The sequence below is a fragment of the Pseudomonas sp. MM213 genome (assembly GCF_020423045.1).
Lineage (GTDB): Bacteria > Pseudomonadota > Gammaproteobacteria > Pseudomonadales > Pseudomonadaceae > Aquipseudomonas > Aquipseudomonas migulae.
Genome location: NZ_CP081943.1, coordinates 969,002 through 984,060 on the forward strand (window position 1 = coordinate 969,002; position 15,059 = coordinate 984,060).

General features: G+C 60.3%; 14 protein-coding genes. 11 read left to right on the forward strand and 3 right to left on the reverse strand.

What is annotated here, in order from left to right:
• Positions 1–134: 134 nt before the first annotated feature.
• Complete coding sequence (locus K5R88_RS04505) at positions 135–2,390, forward strand: Orn/Lys/Arg decarboxylase N-terminal domain-containing protein (RefSeq protein ID WP_226299287.1); 2,256 nt, start codon at positions 135–137, stop codon at positions 2,388–2,390.
• A gap of 14 nt (positions 2,391–2,404) precedes the next feature.
• Positions 2,405–3,019 (forward strand): GNAT family N-acetyltransferase, encoded by a 615-nt coding sequence (locus tag K5R88_RS04510; RefSeq protein WP_223450423.1) that lies wholly within the window; start codon positions 2,405–2,407, stop codon positions 3,017–3,019.
• Here K5R88_RS04510 and K5R88_RS04515 read toward each other — a convergent pair.
• Positions 2,985–3,878 (reverse strand): LysR family transcriptional regulator, encoded by an 894-nt coding sequence (locus K5R88_RS04515; RefSeq protein ID WP_008038270.1) that lies wholly within the window; start codon positions 3,876–3,878, stop codon positions 2,985–2,987. The two genes, K5R88_RS04510 and K5R88_RS04515, sit on opposite strands and share 35 nt — an antisense overlap.
• 88 nt (positions 3,879–3,966) lie before the next feature.
• Positions 3,967–4,194, reverse strand: coding sequence for a hypothetical protein (locus tag K5R88_RS04520; RefSeq protein WP_008028606.1), 228 nt, complete (start codon positions 4,192–4,194; stop codon positions 3,967–3,969).
• A 176-nt stretch (positions 4,195–4,370) separates the two neighbouring features.
• Here K5R88_RS04520 and K5R88_RS04525 point away from each other — a divergent pair, with 176 nt between their 5' ends.
• From K5R88_RS04525 to K5R88_RS04535, 3 genes are all read left to right on the forward strand, one after another.
• A complete protein-coding gene (locus K5R88_RS04525) occupies positions 4,371–4,931 on the forward strand; it encodes an NADPH-dependent FMN reductase (protein ID WP_008028605.1) in 561 nt (186 codons plus the stop codon).
• A 134-nt stretch (positions 4,932–5,065) separates the two neighbouring features.
• Positions 5,066–5,413 (forward strand): metalloregulator ArsR/SmtB family transcription factor, encoded by a 348-nt coding sequence (locus K5R88_RS04530; protein WP_008028603.1) that lies wholly within the window; start codon positions 5,066–5,068, stop codon positions 5,411–5,413.
• Positions 5,414–5,442: 29 nt separating this feature from the next.
• Positions 5,443–6,726 (forward strand): arsenic transporter, encoded by a 1,284-nt coding sequence (locus K5R88_RS04535; protein ID WP_226299288.1) that lies wholly within the window; start codon positions 5,443–5,445, stop codon positions 6,724–6,726.
• A 130-nt stretch (positions 6,727–6,856) separates the two neighbouring features.
• Here K5R88_RS04535 and K5R88_RS04540 read toward each other — a convergent pair whose 3' ends face one another.
• Positions 6,857–7,807: a DUF1853 family protein gene (locus K5R88_RS04540; protein WP_226299289.1), complete on the reverse strand. Its 951-nt coding sequence runs from the start codon at positions 7,805–7,807 to the stop codon at positions 6,857–6,859.
• Between the two features lie 112 nt (positions 7,808–7,919).
• On the opposite strand from K5R88_RS04540, the gene K5R88_RS04545 reads away from it, so the two are divergent.
• From K5R88_RS04545 to pepN, 6 genes are read left to right on the forward strand one after another with little or no spacing between them, the layout of a single operon-like run.
• Positions 7,920–8,810, forward strand: a complete 891-nt coding sequence (locus tag K5R88_RS04545; protein WP_007988608.1) for an NAD(+) kinase — start codon at positions 7,920–7,922, stop codon at positions 8,808–8,810.
• Positions 8,807–9,781: a metallophosphoesterase gene (locus tag K5R88_RS04550; RefSeq protein ID WP_223450454.1), complete on the forward strand. Its 975-nt coding sequence runs from the start codon at positions 8,807–8,809 to the stop codon at positions 9,779–9,781. Before K5R88_RS04545 ends, K5R88_RS04550 begins: the two co-directional genes overlap by 4 nt.
• Entirely contained in the window at positions 9,778–10,647 is an 870-nt protein-coding gene (locus K5R88_RS04555; RefSeq protein WP_226299290.1) for a rhomboid family intramembrane serine protease, read from the forward strand. The genes K5R88_RS04550 and K5R88_RS04555 overlap by 4 nt, the downstream gene beginning before the upstream one ends.
• Positions 10,648–10,674: 27 nt before the next feature.
• Positions 10,675–10,935, forward strand: a complete 261-nt coding sequence (locus K5R88_RS04560) for a YeaC family protein (protein ID WP_008028592.1) — start codon at positions 10,675–10,677, stop codon at positions 10,933–10,935.
• Positions 10,932–11,762: a DUF2797 domain-containing protein gene (locus tag K5R88_RS04565; protein ID WP_226299291.1), complete on the forward strand. Its 831-nt coding sequence runs from the start codon at positions 10,932–10,934 to the stop codon at positions 11,760–11,762. Before K5R88_RS04560 ends, K5R88_RS04565 begins: the two co-directional genes overlap by 4 nt.
• Before the next feature lie 10 nt (positions 11,763–11,772).
• Positions 11,773–14,430 (forward strand): aminopeptidase N, encoded by a 2,658-nt coding sequence (gene pepN / locus K5R88_RS04570; protein ID WP_226299292.1) that lies wholly within the window; start codon positions 11,773–11,775, stop codon positions 14,428–14,430.
• The last annotated feature ends 629 nt before the right edge of the window (positions 14,431–15,059 follow it).

Here is a 15,059-nt window from a genome sequence, read left to right on the forward strand (position 1 = left end):
CAAGCCGGCTCCTACAGGGTTATGCGATCCACTCGTGACCCATTTCGGGGCATTGCACTCGCCACAAGCGCCTCAACCCTCTACCCTGAGGTTATTGGCAGGCTACGGACTGCCGCCTCAGGACACTGAGCCCCATGTATAAAGATTTGAGATTCCCGGTCTTGATCGTCCATCGCGACATCAAGGCCGACACGGTTGCCGGTGATCGGGTGCGTGGCATCGCCCGGGAGCTGGAGCAGGAAGGTTTCAGCATTGTCTCGGCAGTGGATTACACCGAAGGGCGGTTGGTCGCGTCGACCCATCATGGCCTCTCGTGCATGTTGATCGCCGCCGAAGACCCGAGCGCCAATTCCCATCTGTTGCAGAACATGGCCGAACTGATCGGCTTGGCGCGGGTGCGTGCGCCGGATTTGCCGATTTTCGCGCTGGGCGAGCAGGTGACGCTGGAAAACGCCCCCGCCGATGCGATGGACGAGCTCAATCAGCTGCGCGGCATTCTCTATTTGTTCGAAGACACCGTGCCGTTTCTGGCACGGCAGGTCGCACGAGCCGCACGCAAATACCTGGATGGCCTGCTGCCACCGTTCTTCAAGGCGTTGGTGCAACACACCGCCGACTCCAACTATTCCTGGCACACGCCGGGCCATGGTGGCGGCGTGGCCTATCACAAGAGCCCGGTGGGGCAGGCGTTTCACCAGTTTTTCGGGGAAAACACCCTGCGTTCAGACCTGTCGGTGTCGGTGCCGGAACTCGGTTCGCTGCTCGACCACACCGGCCCTCTGGCCGAGGCGGAAGCGCGAGCGGCGCGCAACTTTGGCGCCGATCACACCTTTTTTGTGATCAATGGCACCTCGACGGCCAACAAGATCGTCTGGCATTCGATGGTCGCCCGCGATGACCTAGTGCTGGTAGACCGCAACTGCCACAAGTCGGTATTGCACTCGATCATCATGACCGGCGCGATTCCGTTGTACCTGTGCCCGGAACGCAACGAACTGGGGATCATCGGCCCGATTCCGCTGAGTGAATTCAGCCGCGAATCGATTCAGGCCAAGATCGACGCCAGCCCGTTGACCAAGGGCCGTGCGCCCAAGGTCAAACTGGCGGTGGTGACCAATTCGACCTACGACGGGCTCTGTTACAACGCCGAACTGATCAAGCAAAGCCTGGGCAACAGCGTCGAGGTGCTGCATTTCGATGAGGCCTGGTATGCCTATGCGGCGTTTCACGAGTTTTTTGCCGGACGTTACGGCATGGGCACTTCGCGCAGCGCGGACAGCCCGCTGGTGTTCACCACCCATTCCACCCACAAACTGTTGGCGGCGTTCAGTCAGGCCTCGATGATTCACGTCCAGGACGGCGGTGCGCGGCAACTGGATCGCGACCGCTTCAACGAAGCGTTCATGATGCACATCTCCACGTCGCCGCAGTACAGCATCATCGCCTCTCTGGATGTGGCGTCGGCGATGATGGAAGGTCCGGCGGGTCGCTCGCTGTTGCAGGAAATGTTCGACGAAGCCCTGAGTTTCCGTCGGGCACTGGCGAATTTGCGTCAGCACATTGCCGCTGATGACTGGTGGTTCTCCATCTGGCAGCCGCCGTCGGTGGAAGGCATCGAGCGCGTGGTGACGCAAGACTGGCTGCTGCAACCCGATGCCGACTGGCACGGTTTTGGCGGCGTGACCGATGACTACGTGCTGCTCGATCCGGTCAAGGTCACGCTGGTGATGCCGGGCCTTACCGCCGGCGGTGCGTTGAGCGAACGCGGGATTCCGGCGGCGGTGGTCAGCAAATTCCTCTGGGAGCGCGGGCTGGTGGTCGAGAAGACCGGGCTCTATTCGTTTCTGGTGCTGTTCTCCATGGGCATCACCAAGGGTAAATGGAGCACGCTGCTGACCGAGTTGCTGGAGTTCAAGCGCAGTTATGACGCCAACGTCAGCCTCGTGACCTGCCTGCCCTGCGTGGCTCAGCAGGAAGGCGCGCGTTACAAGGGCATGGGGCTGCGCGATTTGTGCGATCAACTGCACGCCTGTTACCGCAGCAATGCCACGGCCAAACATCTCAAGCGCATGTACACCGTGTTGCCGGAAATCGCCATGAAGCCGGCTGACGCTTATGATCATCTGGTGCGTGGCGAGGTGGAAGCGGTGTCCATCGATGCACTGGACGGCCGCATCGCCGCGGTGATGCTGGTGCCGTATCCGCCGGGGATTCCGTTGATCATGCCCGGCGAACGTTTCACCGAGTCGACCCGCTCGATCATCGATTACCTGGCGTTTGCCCGCACGTTCGATAGCAGTTTCCCGGGGTTTGTCGTCGATGTGCACGGCTTGCAACACGAAGACGAGGGCAATGGACGGCATTACACCGTCGATTGCATCAAGGAGTGAGGACCTTTCCCAGTATGCAACCGGTCATGAATCCGAAATACCCAGGGCTGTCGGTTCGCGTTGCCGACGACGGCTTTGCGGCTTACATCTGGGGCAGTGATTTCAGTTTTGAAGTCACGGCCTATGTCGCAGCCGAAATCGGCAAACCGATGGAGCAATGGCCGGTCACGCCAATCACCCCTTACCGCAAGTGCTATGGCATCGATCCCGAGGAATTCAGCAGTTTCCGCGACGCCGCCGACAGCGCGATTTTCATGGCTTATCTCGATGATGAGCCAGTGGGCCACCTGGTGGTCAGCACCAACTGGAACGGCTTTGCCCATATTGACGAGTTGGCGGTCCACGCGCCGGCCCGCCGGCATGGCGTGGCCAAGGCGCTGCTGGATGTGGCGCAGTTCTGGAGCCGCAAGAAAAAACTGCCGGGCATCATGCTAGAAACCCAGAACAACAATCTGGGCGCGTGTCGGCTGTATGAGCGCTGCGGTTATGTGATGGGGGGTGTCGATCATCTGCGCTATCGCGGCATCGACCCGAACACCGCCGAAATCGCATTGTTCTGGTATCGATTATTCGACAATCCGCTGGAAAGCCCGATCAGCTCGCCAACATCGCCACGGCTTGTTCCGTGACGATGTCCAGCAGTGCCTGAAGAGCGGGGGATGGCTCGCCGTTCTTCAGGGTCAGGGCGTAGACGCTGATCGGCACGGCGGGCGCCAGCGGGCAGGCATCCAGGCCGGCGGATTTGGCCCCGAGCGCGGTGAACGGGTCGACAATCGCCAGGCCTTCACCGGCTTCGACCATGCTGCGCATCATCTGGTGAGTCTGAACCCGGGTGTGAATCACCGGGGCAGGGCGCAGGGCGTGCAGTTTGTTGTCGAGCGCCGGGCTCAGCGGGTCATGACCTTCCAGGCCAACCATCGACTGCCCCGCCAGGTCTTGCAGCGAAATGTACTTCTGCTTCGGTTGCAGCCAGCCATGGGGGGCCAGTAGCTGGAGTTTGCCCTGGGCAATCACCTGGCAATGAATGTCGGCATGGTCGGGGTCGTGCAGGCTCAGGCCCAGATCGCTTTCGCGCAGCAGCAGGCTTCTGACGATGTCGCGGGTGGGTTGGCTCAGGAGGCTGCAAGGCACGTCGGGGAGACGCCGGCGCAACGCCGCGATGCTCTGTGGCAACAACTGTTGTGCCAGGGGCGGCGTGCAAATAATGCGAAGGGGTGGGGCCTGATATTGCTTGAGACTGCTGGCCAGTCGCAGGACCGGCTCGAGCGCATCGTAGACGTGGGCGATTTCGACCTGGAGCTCCCGCGCCTCGCGCGTGGCTTGCAAGCGTCCACGCACGCTGGAAAACAGCATGAAACCCAACTGACTCTCGGCGTCACGCAGAATGCCTTCGACCTCGGCCACTGGCAGCTGCAGCCATTCGGCGGCGGTGCCAAGGTGACCGGTCTGCAGGAGCGCCTGGATCACTTCGATATGACGTAAACGCATGCGTGAAGTCCATGTTCAGCAGGTGAGGGAGTCAGTGGCTGAATCCTAACCCAAGTCCGCGCATAAGACTTCTGCTCATAACGCGAGGTTATGAGGCGACGCTGGCTTCGGGTTCACGAATGAGGGTGACGCCCGATTGCACCAGCAGAAACTCGTTCTCATCAAGCTTGTTGACGCGATCGCCAATGGCCAGCTTGTAAGTGGTGACAGCGGTGAGGCCATCTGCCGAAGGGGTGGATTCCTGGAACTCATGCACGGAATAGACACGGCCTTCCGCGTCTCTTGCATGGAACTGACTGACGAGTACTGCTGCCATCTGCTTAGAACCTCTGGAGATAAATCACTCAATTTGCGGTTCTGTAGACCGTGGTTGGGCGAGGTAAGTTTTCCTACAGGAAAAAAATAGTCAGGGGCGGCGTTTTTCAGTCGCCCACTGCTTGAATCGTCATCTATAACTACAAGCTCTTTCCTTCGGACAGTCGAGAATCTTCCATGAGCAATGTCTACACGATCGCCGTTCTGGTCGGCAGCTTGAGAAAGGAATCGATCAACCGCAAGGTGGCGTTGGCCCTGGCCGATCTGGCACCTGCAAATCTCAAGCTCAACATCGTCGAAATTGGCGACTTGCCGCTCTACAACGAAGACATCGATGGCGAATCACCGCCGGCAGCCTACAGCACTTTCCGGCAACAAGTGAGTTCATCCGACGCGTTGCTGTTCGTCACCCCGGAATACAACCGTTCGGTTCCTGCACCGTTGAAGAACGCAATCGACGTCGGTTCGCGTCCGTATGGCAAGAGCGCCTGGGGTGGCAAGCCGGGTGCGGTGATCAGCTGTTCACCGGGGGCTATCGGCGGGTTTGGCGCCAACCATCATTTGCGCCAGTCCATGGTGTTTCTCAATGTGCCTTGCATGCAACAACCGGAAGCCTACTTGAGCGGTGCCGGTTCGGCCTTCGATGAAGCGGGCAGATTGTCCGAGACGGTGAAGCCGTTTTTGCAGAGTTTCATCAATGCTTACGGGCAGTGGGTCGAGCAGCATAAGAAAGTCTGAATATCACTTTGATAGCCGCTGCCGAATGCAGGCTCGGCAGCGGCGGCATCAAACAATCGTTTCCAGACTTTGCTTTACTGGATATTCGAAATTCCATATATTCACGCCTCGTTTGTCCGGAGGCGTTTCCCTGTATGTCCGACTCTTACAGTCCCGTCGATGTTTTCAAGGCCCTGGCCGATGACACGCGCAGCCGTATCGCGCTGTTGATCGCCCGCGAAGGCGAGTTGTGCGTGTGCGAGTTGACCGCCGGGCTGGACTTGAGTCAGCCGAAAATTTCCCGTCACCTGGCGCTCTTGCGCAGCAATGGCCTGTTGGCGGACCGCCGTCAGGGGCAATGGGTGTTCTATCGCCTGCACCCGGACCTGGCGCCTTGGGTCGTCACTCTGCTGCACGGCGCGCTGGCTGAACATCAAGGCTGGCTGGCTGCCGATGTCGCACGCCTTCAAGCCATGACCGATCGACCTGTACGTTGCTGTTAATCCCTGATTTCTGTTGAAGGCTGCTTTGCATGCTCATTGCGTCGTTGATTTTCCTGCTGACCATCACCCTGGTGATCTGGCAACCCAAAGGCCTCGGTGTCGGTTGGAGTGCGGTGTTCGGCGCCGTGCTGGCGCTGATTTTCGGTGTGGTGCACCTCAGTGATATTCCGCTGGTGTGGCAGATCATCTGGAACGCCACCGGCACTTTTGTAGCGCTGATCATCATCAGCCTGTTGCTGGATGAGGCGGGGTTCTTTGCCTGGGCGGCACTGCATGTCGCAAGGTGGGGGCGGGGCAGTGGGCGCAAGTTGTTTGCCTATATGGTGCTGCTCGGCGCGCTGGTGTCGGCCTTGTTTGCCAACGACGGGGCGGCGCTGATCCTCACGCCCATCGTGATTTCCATGCTGCTGGCGTTGCGCTTTTCCCCGGCGGCGACCCTGGCGTTCGTGATGGGCGCCGGGTTTATTGCCGACACTGCCAGCCTGCCGCTGGTGGTGTCGAACCTGGTGAACATCGTTTCCGCCGACTTCTTCCACATCGGCTTCAATCGCTATGCGGCGGTGATGGTTCCGGTCAACCTGGTGAGCGTTGCGGCGACACTGGCGGTGTTGATGTGGTTTTTCCGGCGCGACATTCCCAAGGATTACGACCCTGAGCAACTGGAACATCCGTCCAGTGCGATCCACGACAAGGCGACGTTTTATGCCGGTTGGGCGGTGTTGCTGATCCTGTTGATCGGGTGTTTTGCGCTGGAACCGCTGGGTATTCCCATCAGTGCCATTTCGGCGGTGTGCGCGGCATTGCTGCTGGCCATTGCTGCCCGAGGCCACAAGATTTCCACGCGCAAGGTGCTGAAAGAAGCGCCGTGGCAGATCGTGATTTTCTCGCTGGGCATGTACCTGGTGGTCTACGGTCTGCGTAACGCCGGGCTCACCGGGTATCTGGCGGGTTGGCTGGACGGTTTTGCCGGTTACGGCGTCTGGGGCGCGGCCATGGGCACGGGGCTTTTGACGGCGCTGTTGTCGTCGATCATGAATAACCTGCCGACGGTGCTGATTGGTCTGTTGTCGATTGACGCGAGTCAGGCGAGCGGAGTGGTGAAGGAGGCGATGATCTACGCCAACGTGATCGGCAGTGACCTGGGGCCGAAGATTACGCCGATTGGCAGCCTGGCGACGTTGTTGTGGCTGCATGTGCTGGAGCGCAAGAGCATTCGGATCGGCTGGGGGTATTACTTCAAGGTCGGGATTGTGTTGACGGTGCCGGTGTTGTTGGTGACGTTGGCGGCGTTGGCTGTGCGGTTGTCCGTTTAGACCGCGTCGGCCCCATCGCGAGCAGGCTCGCTCCCACAGGGATTTTGTGAACGCCGCAAATCCAATGTGGGAGCGAGCGGTGCGACGATTCGACTTGCCCGCGAAGAGGCCAGCCCAGTCACTACAACGCTCAACCCCCACCCGGCACATTCGGCCAAAGGTCCGCCACCAGAAACAACCGCTCCGCTTCCTCCCACTCCCCATTCGCATTCTCGATCAACCGCACCAGCAACTGCGCCGGCGCCAGCGGTTCCAGATCGCTCAGCCACGCTTGCAGCTGTTGCGTGCTCCAGGTCTGCTCGGCCGGGTAGTGCGCCGGTGCCAGCCAGGCATGGCGGGGCAGGGGTTGCCAGCGACCGAACGGGCGCTGCGTGACAAAATCATTCCAGTCCTTTTGATGCAGCCAGCTACCGCGTAAATGCTGTGGGTGCGCACCGCTTGGGGCTTCGGATTGCCCCGGCCACGGATAAAGCAGATAGCCGCCCAGCCACAAATGCGCACTGAACTGCTGGATGTCCAGCGCCGCCAGGACCTCGCGGCTCTCCGGTCGCGCGGAAATCGGCAGCTGATGCTGGCTCAGGTGCGCCAGTTTGCGGTCCAGCCGATCGTGGCAGCCCGGCCCGAGCCAATGCGCGGTGTTATGCCCCGCGCCATTTTGCGGGCCGAGGTAAAGCTTGATCGCCAGTTCCAGGTGATGCACGCCGTCGCGATCGCGCAGCAGCATGTCCAGTTCGCCCAGCGTGTGGCCTTCGCGACGGATTGGCATGTTCGCGGCAATCAGATCGATGCCCGGTGCATGGCGCACCGCGTATTGCCACAGCCGTTCGTAATACAGACCCAGGCGTCGGGTCCGGGCCTGGGCCAGCCAGTGCAGCAGGTCGTAGCTGTCGTGATCCAGTTGCCGTAGCCAGAGCTCCAGCCGTTCCGGCGCCTGCACCCAGTCACTGCCGGCCAGTGGATGACGTTGCGGCCATGGCGTGACCTCCAGCATCGGCGGCGCGAGGATGACCCAGGCCAGGTCGCGGACCTCGGGGTGGCGCAACTGGTGGGGTAACTGCAGCAAATCGGGAAATAGGATCATCTTGCGAGCATAGCCCTAAACCTGAGTGCGCCCTTGTGGCTGAAAGGATTTTGTCTATCCCGCGCTTTCGCCCATAATCGTGGTTTTCGCCGTCGCAAACCGTAGGGGCACCATGGAGCAATTTCGTAATATCGGCATCATCGGTCGCCTGGGCAGTTCGCAGGTGCTGGATACCGTCCGCCGACTGAAACGGTTTCTGCTCGATCGTCACCTGCACGTGATCCTCGAAGACACCATCGCTGAAGTCCTGCCGGGTCATGGCCTGCAAACTTCGTCGCGCAAGATGCTCGGTGAAGTCTGTGACATGGTGATTGTGGTCGGCGGTGACGGCAGCCTGCTTGGCGCCGCACGCGCACTGGCCCGACATAATATTCCGGTGCTCGGCATCAACCGTGGCAGCCTCGGTTTCCTGACCGATATTCGCCCCGATGAACTGGAAGTCAAAGTCGCCGAAGTGCTCGACGGCCACTATCTGGTGGAAAACCGCTTCCTGCTGCAAGCCGAAGTCCGCCGCCACGCCGAGGCCATTGGCCAGGGCGATGCGCTGAACGACGTGGTGCTGCACCCCGGCAAATCGACGCGCATGATCGAGTTCGAGCTGTACATCGACGGCCAGTTCGTCTGCAGCCAGAAGGCCGACGGCCTGATCGTCGCCACGCCGACCGGCTCGACCGCGTACGCGCTGTCGGCGGGCGGTCCGATCATGCACCCCAAGCTTGACGCTATTGTGATTGTGCCGATGTACCCCCATACCTTGTCGGGCAGACCGATTGTGGTCGATGGCAACAGTGAGCTGAAAATCGTCGTGTCCAAGGATATGCAGATCTACCCGCAAGTCTCCTGTGACGGGCAGAACCACTTCACCTGCGCGCCGGGTGACACCATCACCGTGAGCAAGAAAGCGCAGAAGCTGCGGCTGATTCATCCGCTCGACCACAACTACTACGAAGTCTGCCGGACCAAACTTGGCTGGGGCAGCAAGTTGGGGGGTGGAGGCGACTGATGCTCGATCCCGCGCGAAGTTATGACCTTATCGGTGACGTGCACGGTTGCGCCCTGACCCTTGAGCACTTGCTCGACCTGCTCGGTTATCACAAACAGGGCGGCGTCTGGCGGCATCCGTCGCGCATGGCGGTGTTCGTCGGTGACATCATCGACCGCGGCCCGCGGATTCGCGAGGCGCTGCACATCGTCCACGACATGGTCGAGGCTGGCCAGGCGTTGTGCATCATGGGCAACCATGAATTCAACGCACTCGGCTGGAGCACGCCAGCGCCGCCGGGCAGCGGCAAGCAATTCGTCCGTGAGCACACGCCACGTCATGCGCGCTTGCTGGGTGAAACCCTGACCCAGTTTGAAGACCATCCCGCGGACTGGCATGACTTCCAGCAATGGTTCTACGAACTGCCGCTGTTTGTGGATGCCGGGCGTTTCCGTGTGGTTCACGCCTGCTGGGATGCGGGCTTGATCGAGCCGCTACGCGCTCTGTTTTCCGATGGCTGCGTCGATGAACATTTCCTCCAGGCCTCGGCCGTGCCGGGCAGTTTTGCCTGCACCGTGTTCGACCGTTTGCTGCGCGGCACCGACATGCGCTTGCCTGACGGGTTGACCATGACCAGCGGCGATGGCCTGACGCGCTCGTTCTTCCGCACCAAATTCTGGGAAGACGACCCGCAAACCTACGGAGACATCGTGTTCCAGCCTGACGCTTTACCGGAACCCGTGGCCCGGACGCCGCTATCGTCCACCGAGAAAAACACTTTGCTGCGCTATGGCGTTGACGAGCCCTTGTTGTTCGTCGGCCACTACTGGCGCAGCGGCAAACCGGCGCCGATCCGCCCGAACCTGGCCTGCCTGGATTACAGCGCGGTGCTTTACGGCAAGCTGGTCGCCTATCGACTGGATCAGGAAACCCGGCTCGATCCGCACAAATTCGTCTGGGTCGACGTCGAACGGCCGGAGGCACTGCGATGAGCGCCGTGGCCGTTTTACGCCTGCCGCTGGCGGTGGATCTGAGCGGGTTCGTCAAACTGCTGCAACGCATGCAGGTGCCGCATCGGGTCAGCGAAGAGCAGGGCGAGCAGGTGTTGTGGGTGCCCGCCAATATCAGTGAAGACGTGCGTGCGTTGTACGAGCGTTTTCCGGCGGGTGATCCCGATCAGCAACTGGACATCCCGGTGGCGATGACCACGAAGCGTCCCGGCTTCGTCGAGCAATTGCGCCACGCCAAAGCGACGGCAGCGGTGCTGCTGCTGAGCCTGATCGTCGGTGCGGTGACGCTGCTGGGCGAAAACCTCGACACGATGCGCTGGTTGACCTTCCTCGATTTCCGGGTGGTTGGCGAATACATCCATTTCACGCCATTGGCCGACAGCCTGGCAGCGGGGCAGTGGTGGCGTCTGGTGACGCCGATGCTGATCCACTTCGGCATCCTCCATTTGGCCATGAACGGCATGTGGTATTGGGAACTGGGGCGACGCATTGAGTCGCGTCAAGGCGGCATCAACCTGATCGGCCTGACCCTGCTGTTCGCCCTGGTGTCGAACTACGCGCAGTTTTATTTCAGCGGCCCGACCTTGTTTGGCGGGTTGTCCGGCGTGCTGTATGGCCTGCTCGGGCATTGCTGGATCTTTCAGATCCTGTCGCCGAACCGCGCTTATCGCCTGCCTCGCGGGGTGCTGGTGATGATGCTGGTGTGGCTGCTGCTGTGCCTGTCCGGGCTGGTCTCGATGATCGGCTTCGGTGAAATTGCGAACGCCGCCCACGTCGGCGGGTTACTCATCGGATGCTTCACCGGTTTGTTGGGTGGTTTGTACAACCGCCGTAAACTGGCCGCCTAAAAAAGTTATGTAAGTTCGGAGACCTTGATGTCCTCTTTTAACGAAATGATCAAAAACATCACCCCCGATATCTACCAGAGCCTGAAACTGGCGGTGGAAATCGGCAAATGGTCCGACGGTGGCAAACTCACCGCCGAGCAACGCGAACTGTCGCTGCAAGCGATGATCGCCTGGGAAATCCAGAACCTGCCCGAAGACCAGCGCACCGGTTACATGGGCGTGCAGGAATGTGGCTCGAAGTCGATTGAAGTGCCGAATATCCTGTTCAAGTCGGATGCCATCCATTGATCGAGATTGGCCGCGGTGCAATCAGTAAAATGTCGGCTCGCCTGGACGGGTCCGACGTGCAGTACGCGTTTCGTCTGGACGATGTCGAAGTGCCGGTCAACCCGTTGATCGGCACCACGGTACGTCTGGAATACCTGGGGGCGATCCACTGCTGCCATTGCGGACGCAAGACCAAAACCAGTTTCAGCCAGGGTTACTGCTACCCGTGCATGACCAAACTGGCGCAGTGCGATATCTGCATCATGAGCCCGGAGCGCTGCCACTACGACGCCGGCACCTGCCGTGAGCCGGAGTGGGGCGAGAAGTTCTGCATGACCGATCACATCGTGTACCTGTCGAACTCGTCCGGGGTCAAAGTCGGGATTACCCGTGCGACCCAACTACCGACGCGCTGGATCGACCAGGGCGCTCGTCAGGCGTTGCCGATCATGCGTGTTGCGACCCGTCAGCAGTCAGGCTTCGTCGAAGACCTGTTCCGCAGTCAGGTGACGGACAAGACCAACTGGCGTGCTTTACTCAAGGGCGAAGCGGTTTCGGTGGACTTGGCCGAAGTTCGCGATCAGCTGTTTGAAAGCTGCGCCGAAGGCCTGCAAACCTTGCAGGAACGATTTGGTCTGCAGGCGATCCAGACTATTAGCGATGCCGAGCCGCTGGAAATCCGTTATCCGGTGGAGCAATACCCGGCCAAAATCGTCAGCTTCAACCTGGACAAGAACCCGATTGCCGAAGGCACGCTGCTGGGGATCAAGGGCCAGTACCTGATCTTCGACACCGGCGTGATCAATATTCGTAAATACACGGCTTATCAGCTCGCCGTGCATCAGTAAGGACTCCAGCATGCGCACCGAACAACCGAAGATGATCTATTTGAAAGACTATCAGGCGCCTGAGTACCTGATCGACGAGACGCACCTGACCTTCGAGTTGTTCGAGGACCACAGCCTGGTCCATGCGCAACTGGTGATGCGCCGCAACCCTGAGCGTGGCCCGGGCCTGCCGCCGCTGGTGCTGGACGGTCAGCAACTCGATCTGCTGTCGGTGACCCTGGCCGACCGCGAACTGACGGCTGCCGACTATCAGTTGACCGAGAACCATCTGACGCTGCATCCGACCAGCACCAGCTTCACGGTCGACACCAGCGTCCGCATTCACCCGGAAACCAACACCGCGCTGGAAGGCCTGTACAAGTCCGGCACGATGTTCTGCACCCAGTGCGAGGCCGAAGGCTTCCGCAAGATCACCTATTACCTCGACCGCCCGGACGTGATGAGCACGTTCACCACCACGGTCGTCGCGGAACAGCACAGCTACCCGGTGCTGCTGTCCAACGGCAACCCGATTGCCAGCGGTCCTGGCGAAGACGGCCGTCATTGGGCGACCTGGGAAGACCCGTTCAAGAAACCGGCGTACCTGTTCGCATTGGTGGCCGGTGATTTGTGGTGCGTCGAAGACACCTTCACCACCATGACCGAGCGCAACGTGGCGCTGCGCATCTACGTCGAGCCCGAAAACATCGACAAGTGCCAGCACGCCATGAACAGCCTGAAGAAATCCATGCGCTGGGACGAAGAAGTCTACGGTCGTGAATACGACCTGGACATCTTCATGATCGTTGCGGTCAACGACTTCAACATGGGCGCCATGGAGAACAAGGGCCTCAACATCTTCAACTCCAGCGCCGTGCTGGCTCGCGCCGAAACCGCGACCGACGCCGCGCATCAGCGTGTGGAAGCGATCGTCGCTCACGAATACTTCCACAACTGGTCGGGCAACCGCGTGACCTGCCGCGACTGGTTCCAGTTGTCGCTGAAGGAAGGCTTCACCGTGTTCCGCGATTCCGGTTTCTCCGCCGACATGAACTCGGCCACCGTGAAGCGCATCCAGGACGTGGCTTACCTTCGCACTCATCAGTTCGCCGAAGACGCAGGTCCCATGGCCCACGCCGTGCGCCCGGACAGCTTCATCGAGATTTCCAACTTCTACACCCTGACCGTGTACGAAAAGGGCTCGGAAGTGGTCGGCATGATCCACACCTTGCTTGGTGCCGACGGTTTCCGTAAAGGCAGCGACCTGTATTTCGAGCGCCATGACGGCCAGGCCGTGACCTGCGATGACTTCATCAAGGCCATGGAAGATGCCAATGGTGTCGACCTGACCCAGTTCAAACGCTGGTACAGCCAGGCTGGCACGCCACGCCTGGCGGTGAGCGAGTCCTACGACGCTGCAGCGAAAACCTACAGCCTGACATTCCGTCAAAGCTGCCCGGCGACCCCGGACAAGGTTGAAAAACTGCCGTTCGTGATCCCGGTTGAATTGGGCCTGCTGGATTCCAAAGGCGCGCCTGTTGCCTTGCGCCTGTCCGGCGAAGCCAGCGCCCAGGGCACCTCGCGCGTCATTTCGGTGACCGAAGCCGAACAGACCTTCACCTTCGTCGATATCGCTGAGCAACCGCTGCCTTCGTTGCTGCGTGGCTTCTCGGCTCCGGTGAAACTGAGCTTCCCGTACAACCGCGACCAACTGATGTTCCTGATGCAGCACGACAGCGACGGTTTCAACCGCTGGGATGCCGGTCAGCAATTGTCGGTGCAAGTGCTGCAAGAGCTGATCGCCCAGCAGCAGAAGGGCGAGAAGCTGGTGCTGGATCAGCGCCTGATTTCGGCCTTGCGTACCGTGCTGTCGGACGAGTCGCTGGATCAGGCAATGGTCGCCGAAATGCTCTCGCTGCCGGGTGAGGCGTATCTGACCGAGATCAGCGAAGTGGCTGATGTTGATGCCATCCACATCGCTCGCGAGTTTGCCCGCAAGGCGTTGGCAGACGGTTTGTTCGAGGCGTTGTGGTCGCGTTACCAGGCCAACCGCGCTCTGTCGAAACAAACCCCGTACATTGCCGAAGCCGAGCACTTTGCCCGTCGCGCCTTGCAGAACATTGCGCTGTCGTACCTGATGCTCAGTGGTCAATCGCAAGTAATGGCGGCGACGCTTGAGCAGTTCGAGACCAGCGACAACATGACCGAGCGCCTGACGGCATTGGCGGTGTTGGTGAATTCGCCGTTCGAAGAAGAAAAAGCCTTGGCGCTGGCCGGTTTTGCCGAGCACTTCAAGGACAATCCGCTGGTCATGGATCAATGGTTCAGCGTTCAGGCGGGCAGCACGCTGCCGGGTGGGCTGGAACGTGTGCGTCAGTTGATGCAGCATCCGGCGTTCAACATCAAGAACCCGAACAAGGTGCGGGCGTTGATCGGTGCGTTTGCGGGGCAGAACCTGATCAACTTCCATGCGGCGGATGGTTCGGGGTATCGCTTCCTGGCGGATCTGGTCATCGAACTGAACGGGTTCAACCCGCAGATTGCCTCTCGCCAACTGGCGCCGCTGACGCGCTGGCGCAAATACGACGATGCTCGTCAGGCGTTGATGAAAGGGGAGTTGGAGCGGATTCGTGCTTCGGGTCAACTGTCCAGCGATGTGTTTGAAGTGGTCAGCAAAAGCCTGGCCTGAGTTTGGCGATGGAACCTGTAGGAGCAAGGCTTGCCCGCGAAGGCTGTGTGTCGGGCGCGTTTTTTGATGGTGTGCATATCCATTGCTGCGGTAACGGCGGCTGGCGGTTTCGCTCTTACAGCGACTCACTTTTCCAGACGCCGGAGTGCCGGCCCAGCGAAAAGTAAGCAAAAGGCTTTGCCCCTGACGTACGGCCCTTCGCCTAGGCTCAGGGTACCCTCGCTCCGGTCCTGCTCCGTGGGCCCGCCGCCATCGGCCATCCATGGCCGGGGGCGGCTACCGCGGCATCCTTGCCGCGGTGCCCACTGCGCAGAACCTCCACTCGGCCTGCCGACGGGGCAGATCAAAATCAAAAACCAAGCAAAAGCCAAAGCGAGGCGGCCTGCCAGCCGACCTGTCTCTTTGTTCGTACGCATCCCCCTGTAGGAGCCGGCTTGCTGGCGATAGCGGTGGGTCCGCCAACTTATTTCTCGACTGACCCACCGCCATCGCCAGCAAGCCGGCTCCTACAGGGAACCCCATACGCTTTTGCTTTTCACCACTCATCAGGCCGAGCGTTAGCTCGCCTTCCGCTTTTGATCTGAGCGCCCCCTCGAGAGGCCGAGCGCAGGTTCTGCGCAGTGGGCAAC

Bases quoted from the DNA above. Each gene is read 5' to 3' on its own strand.
- K5R88_RS04505 (WP_226299287.1), top strand. From the start codon at position 135: ATGTATAAAGATTTGAGATTCCCGGTCTTGATCGTCCATCGCGACATC.
- K5R88_RS04510 (WP_223450423.1), top strand. From the start codon at position 2,405: ATGCAACCGGTCATGAATCCGAAATACCCAGGGCTGTCGGTTCGCGTT.
- K5R88_RS04515 (WP_008038270.1), bottom strand. From the start codon at position 3,878: ATGCGTTTACGTCATATCGAAGTGATCCAGGCGCTCCTGCAGACCGGT.
- K5R88_RS04520 (WP_008028606.1), bottom strand. From the start codon at position 4,194: ATGGCAGCAGTACTCGTCAGTCAGTTCCATGCAAGAGACGCGGAAGGC.
- K5R88_RS04525 (WP_008028605.1), top strand. From the start codon at position 4,371: ATGAGCAATGTCTACACGATCGCCGTTCTGGTCGGCAGCTTGAGAAAG.
- K5R88_RS04530 (WP_008028603.1), top strand. From the start codon at position 5,066: ATGTCCGACTCTTACAGTCCCGTCGATGTTTTCAAGGCCCTGGCCGAT.
- K5R88_RS04535 (WP_226299288.1), top strand. From the start codon at position 5,443: ATGCTCATTGCGTCGTTGATTTTCCTGCTGACCATCACCCTGGTGATC.
- K5R88_RS04540 (WP_226299289.1), bottom strand. From the start codon at position 7,807: ATGATCCTATTTCCCGATTTGCTGCAGTTACCCCACCAGTTGCGCCAC.
- K5R88_RS04545 (WP_007988608.1), top strand. From the start codon at position 7,920: ATGGAGCAATTTCGTAATATCGGCATCATCGGTCGCCTGGGCAGTTCG.
- K5R88_RS04555 (WP_226299290.1), top strand. From the start codon at position 9,778: ATGAGCGCCGTGGCCGTTTTACGCCTGCCGCTGGCGGTGGATCTGAGC.
- K5R88_RS04560 (WP_008028592.1), top strand. From the start codon at position 10,675: ATGTCCTCTTTTAACGAAATGATCAAAAACATCACCCCCGATATCTAC.
- pepN (WP_226299292.1), top strand. From the start codon at position 11,773: ATGCGCACCGAACAACCGAAGATGATCTATTTGAAAGACTATCAGGCG.